Below are 16291 nucleotides of genomic sequence, written 5' to 3'. Positions count from 1 at the left end.
CGACGCCTCCAGCCGCGATGCTTGTCAACACGCGGATTCCTCAGGTCATCAACATGTCCCATGGCTGTAGTTCCCTGTGATTTCCTGCCCTCAACAGAGTTATCCACAGTTTCCACAGCGGTTAACACGATTAATCATTAACTCTTCTCAGTTAAGGGCGGCCGACAACCTCAAGCGCTCGATCGAATGACAACTTCGTGCCCAGAGGGCAAGCGCTAGGATTCTTTCGATCCGTATCCGTCAGCTGGCAGGGGTGTCTTCGTGAAGTTCCAAGCAAACCGGGATGTCTTCAGCGAGGCCGTCTCCTTCGCAGTGAAGCTCCTCCCGCAGCGGACGACACTGCCCATCCTCAGCGGCGTTCTCATCGAGACGACGGACACCGGCCTGCAGTTGTCGTCGTTCGACTACGAGGTCTCGGCCCAGACCCAGATCCCGGCGGAGGTCGAAGAACCCGGTCGCGTCCTCGTCTCCGGCCGGCTCCTGGCGGAGATCGCCGCCAAGCTGCCCAACGCCCCGGTGCAGTTCTCGACGGACGAGTCCAAGATCAGTGTTCGCGCCGGATCCGCGAACTTCACGCTGCTCTCCATGCCCGTCGAGGAATACCCGAGCATCCCCCAGGTGGACGCCGAAGCGGGGCTCGTCCCGGCGGAGGAGTTCGCCGAAGCCGTCGCCCAGGTCGGCGTCGCCGCCTCCCGCGACGACGTCACCCCCGTGATCACGGGAGTGCAACTCGAGGTCGGCGACAACACGCTCGGACTCGTGGCCACCGATCGGTACCGCGTCGCCATCCGCCAGATCGACTGGGACAACGGCACCACCTCGGGCGAGACGCACACGGCGCTGGTCCCCGCCCGCACCCTGACCGAGATCGGCAAGACTTTCGGTCACAGCGGCACGGTCTCCGTGGCCATCACCAGCCGGGACGATCGCGAGCTCATCGCCTTCACCGCCGACAAGAAGACCGTGACCTCCCTCCTGATCAAGGGCAACTTCCCGCCCGTGCGCCGGCTCTTCCCCGAGCAGGTCGACAACTACGCGGTGCTGAACACCGCCGAGCTCATCGAGGCTACCCGTCGCGTCGCGCTCGTCCTGGAGCGCGAAGCAGCACTCCGCTACACCTTCACCGCCGACGGACTGACGCTGGAAGCGATCGGCTCCGAGCAGGCTCAAGCATCCGAGAGCATCGACGCTCTCCTCACAGGCCAGGAGACCGTGGTTTCGTTGAAGCCGCAGTTCCTGCTCGATGGTCTCGGTGCAGTGCACTCCGAATTCGTGCGCATCTCCTTCACCAAGACCGAGAACCCCAACAAACCGGGACCTGTGCTCATCACGAGCCAGACCTCCAAGGACCAGGCGGGCTCGGACTCCTACAAGTACCTGCTGCAGCCCAACCTGCTCCTGCGCTAGGAACGGTCCCACTCCACGAGAGAAGAAGGACAATCATGCACATCGGCCTCATCGGTCTCGGACGCATGGGCAACAACATGCGTGCCCGTCTCGAGAAGAACGACATCGAGGTCACCGGCTACGACACCAACCCCGAGGTGTCGGATGTCGCCACCCTCGCCGACCTGGTCGCCGCGCTCCCCGCGCCGCGCACGGTCTGGGTCATGGTGCCGGCCGGCGAGATCACCGACTCCGTCATCCGTGACCTGGAGCCGCTGCTGGAGAAGGGCGACCTCGTCATCGACGGCGGCAACTCGCGCTTCACCGAAGACTTCACGCACGCCGAGCTGCTTGCACCGAAGGGCATCGACTTCATGGACGCCGGCGTCTCCGGCGGCATCTGGGGTCTCGAGAACGGCTACGGCCTCATGGTCGGCGGCAGCAAGGAGCAGGTCGAGCGCGTCATGCCCGTCTTCGACGCGCTCCGGCCCGAGGGACCGCGCGAAGAGGGCTTCGTCCACGTCGGCGACGTCGGCGCGGGACACTACGCGAAGATGGTGCACAACGGCATCGAGTACGCGCTGATGCAGGCATACGCCGAGGGCTACGAGCTGCTGGACACGCGCAAGGACATCATCCACGACGTCACCGGCACGTTCAAGGCATGGCAGCGCGGCACGGTCGTGCGCTCCTGGCTGCTCGACCTGCTGGTCCGCGCGCTCGAGCAGGACCCCGAGTTCGAGCACATCGAGGGCTTCGTGCAGGACTCCGGCGAGGGTCGCTGGACGGTCGAGGAGGCGCTCAACAACGCCGTCCCCGTGCCGACGATCAGCGCGTCGATCTTCGCCCGCTTCGTCTCCCGCCAGGAGGACTCGCCTGCCATGAAGGCCGTCGCCGCGCTGCGCAACCAGTTCGGCGGCCACGCGGTGAAGGCCGTCGACTGACGAGCTAACCCTCTGTGCGAGTTACACATCTCTCCCTGACCGACTTCCGCAACTACCGCACTGCGGAGGTGCCGTTCGCGGCCGGCGCGAATCTCTTCGTCGGCCGCAACGGCCAGGGAAAGACGAATCTGGTCGAGTCGCTCGGCTACCTGAGCACCCTCGGGTCGCATCGGGTGTCGAGCGACCAGGCCATGATCCGCAAGGGAGCGGAATCGGCGATCGTCCGCTCCCGCATCCAGCACGAAGAGCGCGAGCTCCTCGTGGAGGTGCAGCTCAACAGAGGCGCTCCGAACCGGGCACAGGTCAATCGGGGCGCCATCAAGCCGCGCGAACTGCCCCGCTACTTCTCGAGCGTGCTCTTCGCTCCGGAAGACCTCGCCCTCATCCGCGGTGAACCCGGGATCCGCCGGCGCTTCCTCGATCAGCTCCTGGTTCAGCGCAATCCCCGATACGCCGCGGTGATCGCCGACTACGAGCGCGTGCTCAAACAGCGGAACACCCTGCTGAAGTCGGCGCGCGCCTCGCGGATCAAGGCGGATCAGCTCGGGACACTCGACATCTGGGACGACAGGCTCGTCGCACTCGGTTCGGAGTTGATCGATGCTCGGCTCGACCTCGTCGCGCGCCTCAGCGATCCGTTGGTCACGGCCTATCGTTCCGTTGCGGGCGACGACCACCATCCCCGGCTGCTGCCGCAGCTGACGATCCGCGGTGCTCATGTCGAGGACGACGAAGACGACGACTCCGAGCCGGTAACCGACTCGTCCGGTGTCGATACGGCCGGCGTCTTCCGTGCGGGTCTCGCAGCCGTGCGGCCGAAGGAGCTCGAGCGGGGTCTGACGCTGGTCGGCCCGCATCGCGACGACCTGCTCTTCGAGCTCAACGGACTCCCCGCCAAGGGCTACGCCAGCCACGGCGAGTCGTGGTCGTTCGCGCTCGCGCTCAAACTCGCGGCCGCGGAGCTCCTCCGGCGCGAGTCCAGCACGGGCGATCCGGTGCTCATCCTCGACGACGTCTTCGCAGAACTCGACCAGACGCGGCGACGCATGCTTGCAACCGCCGTAGCTGGTTACGAGCAGGTGCTCATCACGGCCGCCGTCTACGACGACGTCCCGCCGGAGCTCGCCGCCCACACGGTCCGGATCGAGGCCGGGGCGGTGGTGGAGGCCACGGATGCCTGAGCGCACCGGACCGAGCGAGGCGAGCCTCGTCTATCTCCGGATGAAGGAGCTCTTCACGGGGACCTCCTCCCGCGGGCGGCGTACGAAGGTCCGCCCCGACGAGGTCGGCGGAAGCAAGCCGTTCAGCGCCGGACGCGATCCGCGCGGGCTCGGCGACGTGGTCGACGCGCTCGCGGCGCAGCTAGGCTGGACCTCGGCTCTCGCGCAGTCGGATCTGCTCGAAGGATGGCGCGAACTGGCCGGCGACGAGACGGCCAAGCATGCGATCCCCGACGCGATAACGGACGGGGTCCTGGTCGTGCGATGCGAGTCGACGGCCTGGGCGACGCAGTTGCGGATGATGCGATCCGAGCTCCTCGCACGCATCGGCGAGAGGTTCCCCGAAGCGGACATCCAATCGATCCGCTTTCAAGGGCCGGACGCCCCCACCTGGAAACGCGGTCCCAGGTCGATTCCAGGGCGTGGCCCACGCGATACTTACGGTTGAGTGCACAAAAGAGGTAACCCGAGCGAAGAAAACGCGTCAGAAGGGCATTTTCCGCCATTTCTCCACTCCGCCCTTGGTAGACTGAGGAGTCACTGTTGAGTGCGGTCAGGAGCCTAATTTCATATGACGATGGAACCGAACGGGGCCGAGGCGGAACACGACTACGGCGCGAATGAGATCCAGGTCCTCGAGGGTCTCGAAGCCGTCCGCAAACGACCCGGGATGTACATCGGCTCCACCGGTCCGCGAGGTCTGCACCACCTGGTCTACGAGATCGTCGACAACTCGGTCGACGAGGCGCTCGCGGGGCACGCGGACAACATCGAGGTCACCATCCTGGCCGACGGCGCCGTGCGCGTCATCGACAACGGTCGTGGCATCCCCGTGGACGAGCACCCCGTGCAGAAGAAGTCGACCGTGGAGGTCGTGCTGACGATCCTGCACGCCGGAGGAAAGTTCGGCGGCGGCGGATACGCGGTGTCCGGCGGTCTGCACGGCGTCGGCAGCTCGGTGGTGAACGCGCTCTCGTCGCGGCTGGACGTCGAGGTCTACCGCCAGGGCTCCGTCTGGCGCCAGAGCTACCGCAACGGCGTGCCCGAGGCTCCGCTGGAGCAGGGCGAGGCGTCGGAGCGGACCGGAACGACCATCACCTTCTGGCCGAGCCCCGAGACCTTCGAGACCACCATCTTCGACTACGACACGCTTCGCACGCGCTTCCAGCAGATGGCCTTCCTCAACAAGGGTCTGCGCATCGCGATCACGGACGAGCGGACCGACATCGGCGAGATCGAGCCGGTGGAGGGCGAGGTCGACGAGGAGTTCACGCCGCGCAGCGAGGTGTTCCTCTACGAGCAGGGTCTGACCGACTACGTGCACTACCTCAACTCGGCCAAGAAGGCCGAGGTCGTCCACGACGAGATCATCTCCTTCGAGTCGGAGGACACCGAGCGCAAGATCGCCCTCGAGGTGGCCATGCAGTGGACCACCAGCTACAACGAGAGCGTCTTCACCTACGCCAACACGATCAACACCCACGAGGGTGGAACCCACGAAGAGGGTTTCCGTGCGGCACTGACCACTCTGGTCAACAAGTACGCCCGCGAGAAGAACATCCTCAAGGAGAAGGACGACAACCTCTCCGGCGACGATGTGCGCGAGGGCCTCACCGCCGTCATCTCGGTCAAGCTGTCCGAGCCGCAGTTCGAGGGCCAGACCAAGACCAAGCTCGGCAACACCGAGGCGAAGGCGTTCGTGCAGAAGGTCGTCGGCGATCAGCTCGCCGACTGGTTCGATCGCAACCCGAACCAGGCCAAGGAGATCATCCGCAAGGCGCTCCAGGCCGCGACCGCCCGTATCGCCGCCCGGAAGGCCCGCGAGACCGCGCGCCGCAAGGGTCTGCTCGAGAGCGGCGGGATGCCCGGCAAGCTCAAGGACTGCCAGTCGAAGGACCCGACGCTCTCCGAGATCTTCATCGTCGAGGGTGACTCGGCCGGCGGATCCGCCGTCCAGGGCCGCAATCCCGAGACGCAGGCGATCCTGCCCCTGCGAGGCAAGATCCTGAACGTGGAGAAGGCCCGCCTCGACCGCGCGCTCGCGAACAACGAAGTGCAGGCGATGATCACGGCGTTCGGCGCCGGCATCGGTGAGGACTTCAACCCGGAGAAGGCCCGGTACCACAAGATCGTGCTCATGGCCGACGCCGACGTCGACGGCCAACACATCACCACGCTGCTGCTCACGCTGCTGTTCCGGTACATGCGCCCGCTCATCGAGCTCGGCTACGTGTACCTCGCGCAGCCGCCGCTCTACCGTCTCAAGTGGTCGAACGCCGAGCACGAGTACGTCTACTCGGACCGGGAGCGCGACGCGTTTCTCACCGACGGCCTCGCGGCCGGCAAGCGGATCCCGAAGGACAACGGCGTGCAGCGCTACAAGGGTCTGGGCGAGATGGACTACAAGGAGCTGTGGGAGACCACCATGAACCCGGAGACGCGCACGCTGCTCCAGGTGACGCTCGACGACGCGGCGGCCGCCGACGAGATCTTCGCCACGCTGATGGGCGAAGACGTGGAGTCGCGCCGCTCGTTCATCCAGAAGAACGCGAAGGACGTGCGGTTCCTTGACATCTGACAACTCCGGATCCGAAGAGACCGGAACCTCGGGAGACAACATCGTGACCGACGAAGAGAACGCCGGCGCCGCCTTCGGCGTCCACGGCAAGATCGACCAGGTCGACCTCCAGTCCGAGATGCAGCGGTCGTACCTCGACTACGCGATGAGCGTCATCGTGGGCCGCGCACTGCCGGAGGTCCGCGACGGCCTGAAGCCCGTGCACCGCCGTGTGATCTACGCCATGTTCGACGGCGGCTACCGTCCCGACAAGGCGTTCTCGAAGTGCGCCCGCGTTGTCGGCGACGTGATGGGTCAGTTCCACCCGCACGGCGACACGGCCATCTACGACGCCCTCGTGCGCCTCGTGCAGCCGTGGAGCCTCCGCTACCCGCTCGCGCTCGGCCAGGGCAACTTCGGCTCGCCGGGCAACGACGGCGCGGCCGCACCCCGGTACACCGAGACGAAGATGGCGCCGCTCGCGCTCGAGATGGTCCGCGACATCGACGAGGAGACCGTCGACTTCCAGGACAACTACGACGGCCGCACGCAGGAGCCGGCCGTGCTCCCGAGCCGGTTCCCGAACCTGCTGGTCAACGGTTCCGTCGGCATCGCGGTCGGCATGGCCACGAACATCCCGCCGCACAACCTCCGCGAGGTGGCCGACGGCGCGCTGTGGCACCTCGCCAACCCCGACGCCTCCCGCGAGGAGCTGCTCGAAGAGCTGATCAAGCGGATCAAGGGCCCGGACTTCCCGACCGGTGCGCAGATCCTGGGCGTCAAGGGCATCCAGGACACGTACCGCACGGGCCGCGGCTCGATCACGATGCGCGCCGTGGTGAGCATCGAGGAGATCCAGGGTCGCGTGTGCCTGGTCGTCACCGAGCTGCCGTACCAGGTCAACCCGGACAACCTCGCCATCAAGATCGCCGAGCTGGTGAAGGACGGCCGGGTCGGCGGCATCGCGGACATCCGCGACGAGACTTCCGGCCGCACCGGTCAGCGACTCGTGATCGTGCTCAAGCGCGACGCGGTCGCGAAGGTCGTGCTCAACAACCTGTACAAGCACACGCAGCTGCAGGAGAACTTCGGCGCGAACATGCTCGCGATCGTGGACAAGGTCCCGCGCACGCTGGCGCTCGACGGCTTCATCACGGCCTGGGTCGATCACCAGATCGAGGTCATCGTGCGGCGCACGACGTTCCGCCTGCGCAAGAAGGAGGAGCGGGCGCACATCCTGCGCGGCTACCTCAAGGCGCTCGACGCGCTCGACGAGGTCATCGCGCTCATCCGCCGGTCGCCCACCGTGGACGACGCGCGTGAAGGGCTGAAGGACCTCCTGGATGTCGACGACATCCAGGCGGACGCCATCCTGACCATGCAGCTGCGGCGCCTCGCCGCACTCGAGCGTCAGAAGATCATCGAGGAGCACGACCAGATCGAGCTCGACATCGCCGAGCTCAAGGCGATCCTCGCGGACCCGACGCGCCAGCGCACGATCGTCAGCGAAGAGCTCACCGAGATCGTGGACCGCTTCGGCGACGACCGCCGGACCGAGGTCATGTTCGGCTTCGATGGCGACATGAGCGTCGAAGACCTCATCCCCGAAGAGGAGATGGTGGTCACCGTCACCCGCGGCGGCTACATCAAGCGCACCCGCAGCGACAACTACCGCCAGCAGCACCGCGGCGGCAAGGGAGTCAAGGGCGCACAGCTGCGCGGCGAGGACGTCGTCGACCACTTCTTCGTCACGACCACCCACCACTGGCTCCTCTTCTTCACGAACAAGGGCCGCGTTTACCGCGCCAAGGCGTACGAGGTGCAGGAGGCCGGCCGCGACGCCAAGGGCCAGCACGTCGCCAACCTGCTCGCGATGCAGCCGGACGAGGAGATCGCGGAGATCCTGGACATCCGCGACTACGAGGCCGCGAAGTACCTGGTGCTCGCGACCCGCGACGGTCTGATCAAGAAGACCGCGCTGAGCGAATACGACACCAACCGCTCCGGCGGGATCATCGCGATCAAGCTCCGCGACGAGGACGAGCTCGTCTCGGCGCTGCTGGTGGAGGAGGACTCCGACCTGCTGCTCGTCTCGCGCAAGGGCATGTCCATCCGCTTCACGGCCTCCGACGACGCGCTGCGCCCGATGGGCCGCTCGACGTCGGGCGTCATCGGGATGCACTTCCGCGGCGAGGACAGCCTGCTCGACGCGTCGGTCGTCTCGGACGAGGGCTACGTCTTCGTCGTCACCGAGGGCGGCTACGCGAAGCGCACCTCCGCCGATCAGTACCGCCTGCAGAACCGCGGCGGCCTGGGCATCAAGGTGGCCAAGTTGAGCGACGATCGAGGGGACCTCGTTGGCGCTCTGATCGTCGACGAGGACGACGAGGTCTTGGTGGTTCTTGCCAGCGGCAAGGTGGTACGCTCTGCCGTGGCCGAGGTACCTGCCAAGGGCCGCGACACCATGGGTGTCGTCTTTGCACGTTTCGCCGAGACCGACAAGATCATCGCTCTGGCAAAGAACACCGAACGCAACCTCGATTCGCAGGATCCAGCGGATGACCAGACTGATGGGTCAGAATCGGAGGCCGTCGGGAAGGAAGAGACCGTAGATGAGCAGTAGCGTCGCCGAGAAACTGGCCAAGAAGTCGTCACGCCGGCCCGCATCCTCCAAGCAGGTGCGGCTCAAGCTGGTGTACATCGACTTCTGGTCGACCGTGAAGCTCTCGTTCCTCGCCGGCATCTGCCTCGCGATCATCGCGATCGTCGGGACTTTCCTGATCTGGACCGTGCTGGACCGCACGGGGATCTTCGACCAGGTCAACAGCCTGGTCAAGGACATCTCCGGAGCGGGCGGCGGCGACCTGCGCGCCGTGCTCGGCCTCGGCCAGGTGATGGGCTTCTCGCTCGTGGTGGCCGTCCTCGACATCGTCGTGGTCACCGCTCTCGGCGCGGTCTTCGCGCTCCTCTACAACCTTTCCGTGAAGATCACCGGCGGCCTGCTCGTCGGCTTCACCAACAACTGACGATCGGGTTCTCTCGATTTCGTTTGCGGTGACAGATCAGGTACCCTCTAATCTGTTGCCCATTCGGGGATATAGCTCAGGCGGTTAGAGCGCTTCGCTGATAACGAAGAGGTCCGAGGTTCAAGTCCTCGTATCCCCACCATTCACCCTCCCGGGGCCTTAGCTCAGTTGGTAGAGCGCCTGCTTTGCAAGCAGGATGTCAGGAGTTCGAATCTCCTAGGCTCCACACTCACTCACTCGGCGGGACGATCGCCCGCGTCGGGAACGGACTCGAGTACGACACGCTCGTCGTCACGCTTCCGAGGGTCCCGACTTTGCCGCTGACCTGCTCCAGGTGCCGCATCGATGTCGCGACCACTTTCAGGATGAAGCAGTCGTCGCCCGTGACATGGTGCGCCTCCACGACCTCCGGCGTCTCCGCGAGGAGCTCGTGGAGAGGCCCGTACACGCTGCTCGGGTAGCGGAGCCGCAGGAACGCGAGAATCCCGTAGCCGAGCCGCTCCGGGTCGACGAGCGCCCGGTATCCGCCGATGACCCCCGCCTCCTCGAGCCGGCGCACCCGTTCGGTCACTGCGCTCCCGGACATGTGCACCGTTCGGGCGAGCTCGGCGATCGATAGACGGCCGTCCCGCTGGAGCTCGGCGAGCAGGGCGCGATCGACGGAATCAGCGATGAATGGGGGATTCGCGGGCATGCGGCGATTCTTCCACGAGAATCACGGCCCAGGCCTCTGTATGCCGTGGATGATCCGTTCAGATCGCCCATCCGCTTTCGTAATCTGGGGTGCATGACAGCAGCCACCGATTCCTCTCGACACTTCGCCGCCAAGCTCCGTTTCGAGACGGACCCGTCGGACGTCCGTGCGGCGCAGCAGGCCGGCGACGGCTTCGTGCTGGTCGACAGCCGCGGGGAGGCGGCCTGGCGCCAGGGCCGCGCGTCGGGCGCTGTGCACCTGCCGACGGCGCAGATCGCCGAGCGCGCGGCGACGGTCGTTCCCGCCGGGACGCCGGTCGTCGTCTACTGCTGGGGCCCGGGATGCAACGGATCGACGAAGGCCGCGCTGGCGTTCAGCCTCCTGGGGTACGACGTGCGCGAGATGATCGGCGGCTTCGAGTACTGGGCGCGCGAAGGTCTGCCGGTCGAGGACGACCACGGCGTGATCACGCGTGCCGCCGATCCACTGACCGCGCCGGTGGACGGTGTCAGCTGCGCGTGCTGAGGACGGTCCAGCCGGCTACTTGAGGAGGCGGGAGAGCACACGATCGGCCAGCGGCTTGCCGCCGGTCTGGCAGGTCGGGCAGTACTGCAGCGTCGAGTCGGCGAAGATCACCTGGCGGATCGTGTCGCCGCAGACGGGGCACGCCTGGCCCGTGCGGCCGTGCACGCGCAGGCCCGACTTCTTCTCGCTCTTCAGCTCGGAGGCGGCCAGGCCGCCCGCCCGGGCGAGCGCATCGCGGAGCGTGGACTGGACGGCGCCATAGAGCCGGTCGAGTTCGTCCGCCGACATCGCGGCCGGCTTGAACGGCGACATCTTCGCCACGTGGAGGATCTCGTCGGAGTAGGCGTTTCCGATGCCGGCGATCAGGGACTGGTTGCGCAGGACGCCCTTGATCTGCGCTCGCCCCTGCCGGGCGAGGATCCCGGCGAAGACGTCGCGCGTGAAGGCGGCGTCCAGCGGATCCGGTCCGAGTCGTGCCACACCCGGGACGTCGGAGGGGGCGCGCACTACGGAGATCGAGAGACTCTTCTTGGTCCCGGCTTCGGTGATGTCCAGACCGCTGCCGCCGTCGAGGACGAGCCGTGCGGCCAGCGGACCCTTGCCCGGGCGGCCGGTGGGCGCCGGAGGCGGCCCGTCGCGCCAGCGGATCCATCCGGCCCGGGCCAGATGGATCACGACATGGAGGTCGCCTGCGGCGATGTCGAGGAACTTGCCGTGACGGGACACCCCGGCGATCGTCAGGCCGCGGAGGGCGTCGACCGGTGGGTCGAAGGTCTTGAGGGCGGCGAACGCCGCGATGGAGAGCCGGTCGATGACACGACCGGCCAGCCGGGCGTTCAGATCCGCGGCGAGTGCTGTGACCTCCGGAAGTTCGGGCACCACCCCAGTCTGCCCTGGTCCTCCGACAACGGCAGTAGGGTGTCCGCATGGATATCAGGGTCGCTGCATACGGCGTGATCGTCGACAACGGCCGCATCCTGCTCGCCCACTGGAACGAGGGCGGCCGATCCGGCTGGACGCTCCCCGGCGGCGGGATCGACCCCGGCGAAGACCCGGTGGACGCGGTCGTGCGGGAGATCGCGGAGGAGACGGGCTACACGGCCGAGGCGGGCGACCTCCTGGGCATCGATTCCAAAGTGGTTCCGGCGGAGCAGCGCTTCACGCCGGACTCCGGCCCGTTGCATGCACTCCGCATCATCTACCGGGCGTCGGTCGTGGGCGGCAAGCTCACGAACGAGCTGGACGGATCGACGGACGAGGCGGCATGGTTCCGGCTGGATGCCATCCCGAACCGGCGGGTCGACCTCGTCGACGTCGCGCTCGCGATGGCGGGCCTGCGCTGAACCGCGTCACACCGTGACGACGTCGCGGCGCTCGCTGGGGATGATGATCCACATCGCGATGTAGGCGATGAACTGCGGGCCCGGCAGCAGGCACGACAGCACGAAGAGCACACGGACCGTGGTGGGCGTGAGCCCGAACCGCTGCGCGAGTCCCGCGCAGACACCGCCGAAGATCCGACCCCGGAGTGGACGCTGGAGAATGTTCATGACTCCAGCATCGCCGCGCACGTGGCCGGCGACCATCGGGGAAACCCCCCAATCCACCCCGGGGTTCCCCCGAAGCAGAGGGAAGCCCGCTACTCTGCTGCGGGTGCGCTGGGCTCCTCGTCGGCGACCCACAGCTCGTCGTCGGCACGGAACGTCTGCCAGACCGCGTAGAGCACGCCGACCGCTGCGATGACACCCAGGCCGACCGCGATGATCGTGCCGGCACCCGGCCCGGACTTCTGCGGGGCGACCTTCACCTTGCGGGTGAGCTCGTTGCGCGCCTTCGTGAAGTCGCCGTTGAACGCGGCCGCACGGGCGGCACGAGCGTGGTCGACCACCGACAAGGCGGTGCCGACGGCGGAGCCCACGGCCGGGATCACGTCGCCGACGATGCGGTCGCGTGCGACACCGGCGACATGGCCGGCGGTCTGAGCGGCCGACTGGGCGGCGGGTCGGACGTAGGAGTCATAGCCGTCACGGACGCGCGGTGCGATCTCCTCGCGGGTGTAGTAGGCGGCCTGCTTGCGGGCTTCGGCAGCCACGGCGTTCGCGTTGACGAGCACCTCCTGCTGCTTTCCCCACAGCTCCTCCGCGCTGCTGCGCAGTCGCTTGAGCTCCTTCTTGCGCTTCCGTGTCAGGCTCATTCTGGACCTCCATTGCGTCGGAATAGCGAACCGTCTCCATCTTGCCACCGAAAGGGCTGGGGATGGACCGAGAGGTGAAGTCCTCTGCCGATAACCAGCTAACCCCCTGTGCAAGAATTGGGCCATGTCTAAGCACACCGCTGTCGCCACGCTCCACACCAACTACGGAGACATCAAGGTCAACCTCTACGGCAACCACGCGCCGAAGACGGTACGCAACTTCGTCGGCCTGGCGACCGGTGAGACCGAATGGACCCACCCCGCGACCGGCGAGAAGACCAACACCCCTCTCTACGACGGCGTGATCTTCCACCGCATCATCCCGGGCTTCATGATCCAGGGCGGCGACCCGCTCGGTCAGGGCATCGGCGGCCCCGGCTACCAGTTCGACGACGAGATCAACCCCGAGCTCGACTTCACCCAGTCGTACATGCTCGCGATGGCGAACGCCGGCATCCAGGGCGGTCACGGCACCAACGGGTCGCAGTTCTTCATCACCGTCGGCCCGACCACGTGGCTGCAGGGCAAGCACACCATCTTCGGCGAGGTCGCGGACGACGCGTCCCGCAAGATCGTCGACAAGCTGGCCGAGGTCCCGACCGACGCCCGCGATCGGCCGCTCGACGACGTCGTCATCGAGTCGGTCGAGATCGAGCAGGTCTGAGACCGGACGGGCGAGTCAGAAGAATGTCTCAGCCCGTCGACGCCCGAGCGAGCTACTGCTACCGTCACCCCGACCGGGTCAGCTACGTGCTGTGCCAGCGGTGCGGGCGCACGATCTGTGGTGAATGCCAGACCCCCGGCGCAGTCGGTTTCGTCTGCCCGGAGTGCATGGCCCAGCAGCGCGCGACCGCGCCGAAGACCAAGCCGGCCTGGATCCCGCGGCTGACGGGGCAGGGCGCTCCGGTCGTCACGTACGCGATCATCGCGCTCTGCGTGGTCGTGTTCATCCTCCAGTCCCTCCCGGTTATCGGCGGCCAGGTCACCCTGGCGATCCAGTACGCGGGCGTGTACTCCGATCCGCGGGCCTTCGAGCCGTGGCGGATGCTCACGTCGGTGTTCGCGCACGCGAGCATCATCCACATCGCGCTCAACATGTACACGCTGTGGATCTTCGGCAGCATCCTCGAGCCGATGCTGGGGAGACTCCGGTTCCTCGCCCTGTTCCTGATCAGCGGGTTCGCCGGATCGCTCGGCGTGCTGCTCCTGGGCAGCCCGCTTCAACCGGTCGTGGGAGCCTCCGGAGCGATCTTCGGCATGTTCGGGGCGTTCTTCATCATCCAGCGGCGCCTGGGCGGCAACGCCACCCAGATCCTGGTGCTCGTGGCCCTCAACATCGCGATCGGGTTCCTCCCGGGCCTCAACATCGCCTGGCAGGCGCACGTCGGCGGCCTGGTGGGCGGCGTGCTCGTGGGCCTGATCTACGTCGAGACCCGCTCGGCCTCTCGGCGGGCGCTGCAGCTGCCGCTCGTGATCATCCTGAGCGTGCTGCTGATCGCGTTGAGCCTGATCCGCTTCCTGTAACCGTCTTGCTCCCCGTTGTGCGCTCGGCGTGGATAAGTTATCCACAGGGTTGTTAACAGTGGGGATAATTACACGGTTGTAACTCTCCACAGGCTTATTAACACTGGGGAGAACGGCTCACGAGCCTCTGTCCCCAGTGTGGATAAGCAACTGTGGATAACTGTGGAAACGGAAGAAGCCCGGTCCGACTCGGACCGGGCTTCTCGACGCGCAGCGTCAGGGGACGGGAGGGGCGTCAGCGCCACCGTGTGGTCATGAGGAAGCCGATGAAGGCGATGCCGAAGCCGACGAGGATGTTCCACGCGCCGAGGGCGGGGATGGGGTACTGGTTCTGGCTGACGTAGAACACGATGATCCAGACGAGCCCGAGCAGCATGAAGCCGAACATGACCGGCTTGAACCAGACGGGGTTGGGCGCCTCTTCTCCGGAGGCGGCTGCGGTCCGCTCGGTGCGCTCGGGCTTGATCTTCGACTTGCTGCGTGCCATAGCACCACAGTGTAGCGGGACAGGTCTGGGCGTTCCGCCAGCTTTTCCTTTTAGAATCTGTCATATGGCCGACCCGACCGAACCCGAGCTGCGTCGCCCGCGTGGAGCAGACCGCCGCAGCGGACGGAACCGGGGGTCGAAGGAGCGCAAGCCGCATCGCCGTCCGACCGTCGTCGGTGTGCTCGGCGAAGTGCTGATCACGGCCGGTGTGCTCGTCCTGCTCTTCCTCGGCTGGCAGATGTGGTGGAACAACCTCGTCGTCGACAACCAGCAGAGCTCGGCGGCGGCGACCCAGAGCCAGAAGTGGATCGACGACGCCATGAAGGCGCCGCGCCCGACGCCCACGCCCGATGCGAACGGCGTCACCGACATCCCGGTGATGGCACAGCCGGCCGACTACGAGGCGTTCGCGGTCATCTACATCCCCCGGCTCGGGGCCGACTGGAAGCGCACCATTCGTCAGACGGTCGACGTGGAGAAGGTGCTCAACAGCTACACCGCGGGCGTCGGACACTACTCCGACACCCAGATGCCGGGCCAGGTCGGCAACTTCGCCGTGGCCGGCCACGACAGCGGATGGGGCAACACCTTCATCGACCTCTCCAAGCTGCACATCGGCGACCACATCTACGTGCAGACCAAAGACGGCTGGTACACGTACACCTTCCGCAACTTCGAGTACGTGCAGCCCTCCGCCGTGCAGGTGCTGCTGCCCGTCCCGCGCCAGCCGGAGGCCACCCCCACCGAGCGTCTGATGACGATCACCACGTGCAACCCGCCGTTCGCGGCAGGAGAGCGCCTGATCGCCTACAACGTGTTCGACACCTTCGCCCCGCCGCAGGACATCCCGACGGAGCTCGCCGGCGTCCTCAACACCAGCCAGGGAGGCTGACATGTACGCCGCGCTGTGGCGCATCCTGCCGGGCCCGGTCTGGCTGCGCATCATCATCCTGCTCGTCCTGGTGGCGGCCGTGCTCTTCGTGCTCGTCACGTGGGCGTTCCCCTGGGTGGATTCGCTCCTGGGTCCCCAGGAAGGTACCGTGGGCCCGTGACCCGCGTACTCGTCATCGACAACTACGACAGCTTCGTCTACACGCTGAACGGCTACCTCCGGGAGCTCGGCGCGCAGACCGAGGTCGTGCGCAACGACGACATCGCGGTGGAGGACCTCCCCGCCCGTCTCGCCGAGTACGACGCCGTGCTGATCTCGCCCGGCCCGGGCAAGCCGTCCGATGCCGGCGTCTCGGTCCCCGTCGTGGAGCTGGCCCTGTCGACGGGGCAGCCGCTCCTCGGGGTGTGCCTCGGGCACCAGGCGATCGCCGAGGCGTTCGGAGGCGTTGTCACCAACGCCGAGGAGCTGATGCACGGCAAGACATCACAGGTCGGCCACGACGACAGCACGCTCTTCGAGGGGGTGCCCCAGCCGTTCACGGCCACCCGGTACCACTCGCTCGCCGTCGTGGACGGCACGCTGCCCGACGAGCTCGTCGTCACCGCCCGTACAGCGGGTGGCGTGATCATGGCCCTGCAGCACCGCGAGGCGCCGATCTACGGCGTGCAGTTCCACCCCGAGTCCGTGCTCACCGAGGGCGGCTACCGGATGCTCGGCAACTGGCTCGAGGTCGCGGGGCTGCCCGGCGCCGCCGAGGCGGCACGGGACCTGAACCCGCTGGTCAAGCTGGGCTGAGCGGGGATCCGCTTCGACGGACCGGCGCTGGGAGGTCGGCGCTGACG

General features: G+C 66.8%; 19 protein-coding genes and 2 tRNA genes. 16 read left to right on the top strand and 5 right to left on the bottom strand.

Features of this window, described 5'->3' with window-relative positions; all coding sequences use genetic code 11:
• Positions 1-261 precede the first annotated feature (261 nt).
• The 9 genes from dnaN (at position 262) to ACFVU2_RS04595 (ending at position 9359) form a co-directional block, all read left to right on the top strand.
• On the top strand, positions 262-1407 hold the full coding sequence (gene dnaN / locus ACFVU2_RS04635; protein WP_387871600.1) for a DNA polymerase III subunit beta: 1146 nt from the start codon (positions 262-264) through the stop codon (positions 1405-1407).
• A gap of 35 nt (positions 1408-1442) precedes the next feature.
• Entirely contained in the window at positions 1443-2330 is an 888-nt protein-coding gene (gene gnd / locus ACFVU2_RS04630; protein ID WP_387871597.1) for a phosphogluconate dehydrogenase (NAD(+)-dependent, decarboxylating), read from the top strand.
• Between the two features lie 14 nt (positions 2331-2344).
• Positions 2345-3511, top strand: coding sequence for a DNA replication/repair protein RecF (recF, locus tag ACFVU2_RS04625; protein WP_387871594.1), 1167 nt, complete (start codon positions 2345-2347; stop codon positions 3509-3511).
• The gene (locus tag ACFVU2_RS04620; protein WP_387871591.1) at positions 3504-3998 is read left to right on the top strand and encodes a DUF721 domain-containing protein; all 495 of its coding nucleotides are present in this window, start codon (positions 3504-3506) and stop codon (positions 3996-3998) included. The genes recF and ACFVU2_RS04620 overlap by 8 nt, the downstream gene beginning before the upstream one ends.
• 123 nt (positions 3999-4121) lie before the next feature.
• Positions 4122-6128, top strand: coding sequence for a DNA topoisomerase (ATP-hydrolyzing) subunit B (gene gyrB / locus ACFVU2_RS04615; protein WP_387871589.1), 2007 nt, complete (start codon positions 4122-4124; stop codon positions 6126-6128).
• A 43-nt stretch (positions 6129-6171) separates the two neighbouring features.
• Entirely contained in the window at positions 6172-8730 is a 2559-nt protein-coding gene (gyrA, locus tag ACFVU2_RS04610) for a DNA gyrase subunit A (RefSeq protein ID WP_387871586.1), read from the top strand.
• On the top strand, positions 8720-9133 hold the full coding sequence (locus tag ACFVU2_RS04605) for a DUF3566 domain-containing protein (RefSeq protein ID WP_387871583.1): 414 nt from the start codon (positions 8720-8722) through the stop codon (positions 9131-9133). Before gyrA ends, ACFVU2_RS04605 begins: the two co-directional genes overlap by 11 nt.
• Positions 9134-9198: 65 nt before the next feature.
• A tRNA-Ile gene (locus ACFVU2_RS04600) sits at positions 9199-9275 on the top strand.
• A gap of 11 nt (positions 9276-9286) precedes the next feature.
• Positions 9287-9359, top strand: a tRNA-Ala gene (locus ACFVU2_RS04595).
• Between the two features lie 3 nt (positions 9360-9362).
• Here ACFVU2_RS04595 and ACFVU2_RS04590 read toward each other — a convergent pair.
• Positions 9363-9827 (bottom strand): Lrp/AsnC family transcriptional regulator, encoded by a 465-nt coding sequence (locus tag ACFVU2_RS04590; protein ID WP_387871580.1) that lies wholly within the window; start codon positions 9825-9827, stop codon positions 9363-9365.
• Positions 9828-9920: 93 nt separating this feature from the next.
• Between ACFVU2_RS04590 and ACFVU2_RS04585 the strand changes: the two genes are divergently transcribed.
• Entirely contained in the window at positions 9921-10352 is a 432-nt protein-coding gene (locus ACFVU2_RS04585) for a rhodanese-like domain-containing protein (protein ID WP_387871577.1), read from the top strand.
• Positions 10353-10367: 15 nt separating this feature from the next.
• On the opposite strand, the gene ACFVU2_RS04580 is transcribed toward ACFVU2_RS04585, so the two are convergent.
• Positions 10368-11231 carry an Fpg/Nei family DNA glycosylase gene (locus ACFVU2_RS04580; RefSeq protein ID WP_387871575.1) on the bottom strand — a complete coding sequence of 288 codons (864 nt, stop codon included), beginning with the start codon at positions 11229-11231 and terminating at the stop codon, positions 10368-10370.
• 47 nt (positions 11232-11278) lie between these two features.
• Here ACFVU2_RS04580 and ACFVU2_RS04575 point away from each other — a divergent pair, with 47 nt between their 5' ends.
• Positions 11279-11695 carry an NUDIX hydrolase gene (locus ACFVU2_RS04575; protein WP_387871572.1) on the top strand — a complete coding sequence of 139 codons (417 nt, stop codon included), beginning with the start codon at positions 11279-11281 and terminating at the stop codon, positions 11693-11695.
• A 6-nt stretch (positions 11696-11701) separates the two neighbouring features.
• Here ACFVU2_RS04575 and ACFVU2_RS04570 read toward each other — a convergent pair whose 3' ends face one another.
• Both ACFVU2_RS04570 and ACFVU2_RS04565 read right to left on the bottom strand, forming a co-directional pair.
• Positions 11702-11902, bottom strand: coding sequence for a PspC domain-containing protein (locus tag ACFVU2_RS04570; RefSeq protein WP_387871570.1), 201 nt, complete (start codon positions 11900-11902; stop codon positions 11702-11704).
• A gap of 89 nt (positions 11903-11991) precedes the next feature.
• Positions 11992-12546, bottom strand: a complete 555-nt coding sequence (locus ACFVU2_RS04565; RefSeq protein ID WP_387871568.1) for a hypothetical protein — start codon at positions 12544-12546, stop codon at positions 11992-11994.
• Between the two features lie 124 nt (positions 12547-12670).
• On the opposite strand from ACFVU2_RS04565, the gene ACFVU2_RS04560 reads away from it, so the two are divergent.
• Positions 12671-13210 carry a peptidylprolyl isomerase gene (locus tag ACFVU2_RS04560; RefSeq protein ID WP_387871567.1) on the top strand — a complete coding sequence of 180 codons (540 nt, stop codon included), beginning with the start codon at positions 12671-12673 and terminating at the stop codon, positions 13208-13210.
• A gap of 23 nt (positions 13211-13233) precedes the next feature.
• Positions 13234-14070 carry a rhomboid family intramembrane serine protease gene (locus ACFVU2_RS04555; RefSeq protein ID WP_387871565.1) on the top strand — a complete coding sequence of 279 codons (837 nt, stop codon included), beginning with the start codon at positions 13234-13236 and terminating at the stop codon, positions 14068-14070.
• A 235-nt stretch (positions 14071-14305) separates the two neighbouring features.
• Here the strand turns inward: ACFVU2_RS04555 and ACFVU2_RS04550 are convergent, their stop codons facing one another.
• Positions 14306-14557, bottom strand: a complete 252-nt coding sequence (locus ACFVU2_RS04550; protein ID WP_387871563.1) for a cell division protein CrgA — start codon at positions 14555-14557, stop codon at positions 14306-14308.
• A gap of 64 nt (positions 14558-14621) precedes the next feature.
• On the opposite strand from ACFVU2_RS04550, the gene ACFVU2_RS04545 reads away from it, so the two are divergent.
• The 3 genes from ACFVU2_RS04545 to ACFVU2_RS04535 are packed head-to-tail and all read left to right on the top strand — an operon-like array spanning position 14622 to position 16244.
• A complete protein-coding gene (locus ACFVU2_RS04545) occupies positions 14622-15449 on the top strand; it encodes a class E sortase (protein ID WP_387871561.1) in 828 nt (275 codons plus the stop codon).
• Between the two features lies 1 nt (position 15450).
• Entirely contained in the window at positions 15451-15609 is a 159-nt protein-coding gene (locus ACFVU2_RS04540) for a hypothetical protein (protein ID WP_387871558.1), read from the top strand.
• Complete coding sequence (locus tag ACFVU2_RS04535) at positions 15606-16244, top strand: anthranilate synthase component II (protein WP_387871556.1); 639 nt, start codon at positions 15606-15608, stop codon at positions 16242-16244. The genes ACFVU2_RS04540 and ACFVU2_RS04535 overlap by 4 nt, the downstream gene beginning before the upstream one ends.
• Positions 16245-16291 lie beyond the last annotated feature (47 nt).

This window comes from Leifsonia sp. NPDC058194, from assembly GCF_042883605.1.
In the GTDB taxonomy this organism is placed as follows: domain Bacteria; phylum Actinomycetota; class Actinomycetes; order Actinomycetales; family Microbacteriaceae; genus Leifsonia.
The sequence above is the reverse complement of the archived record's forward strand: the minus strand, read 5'-3'. Positions and strand labels throughout refer to the sequence as shown.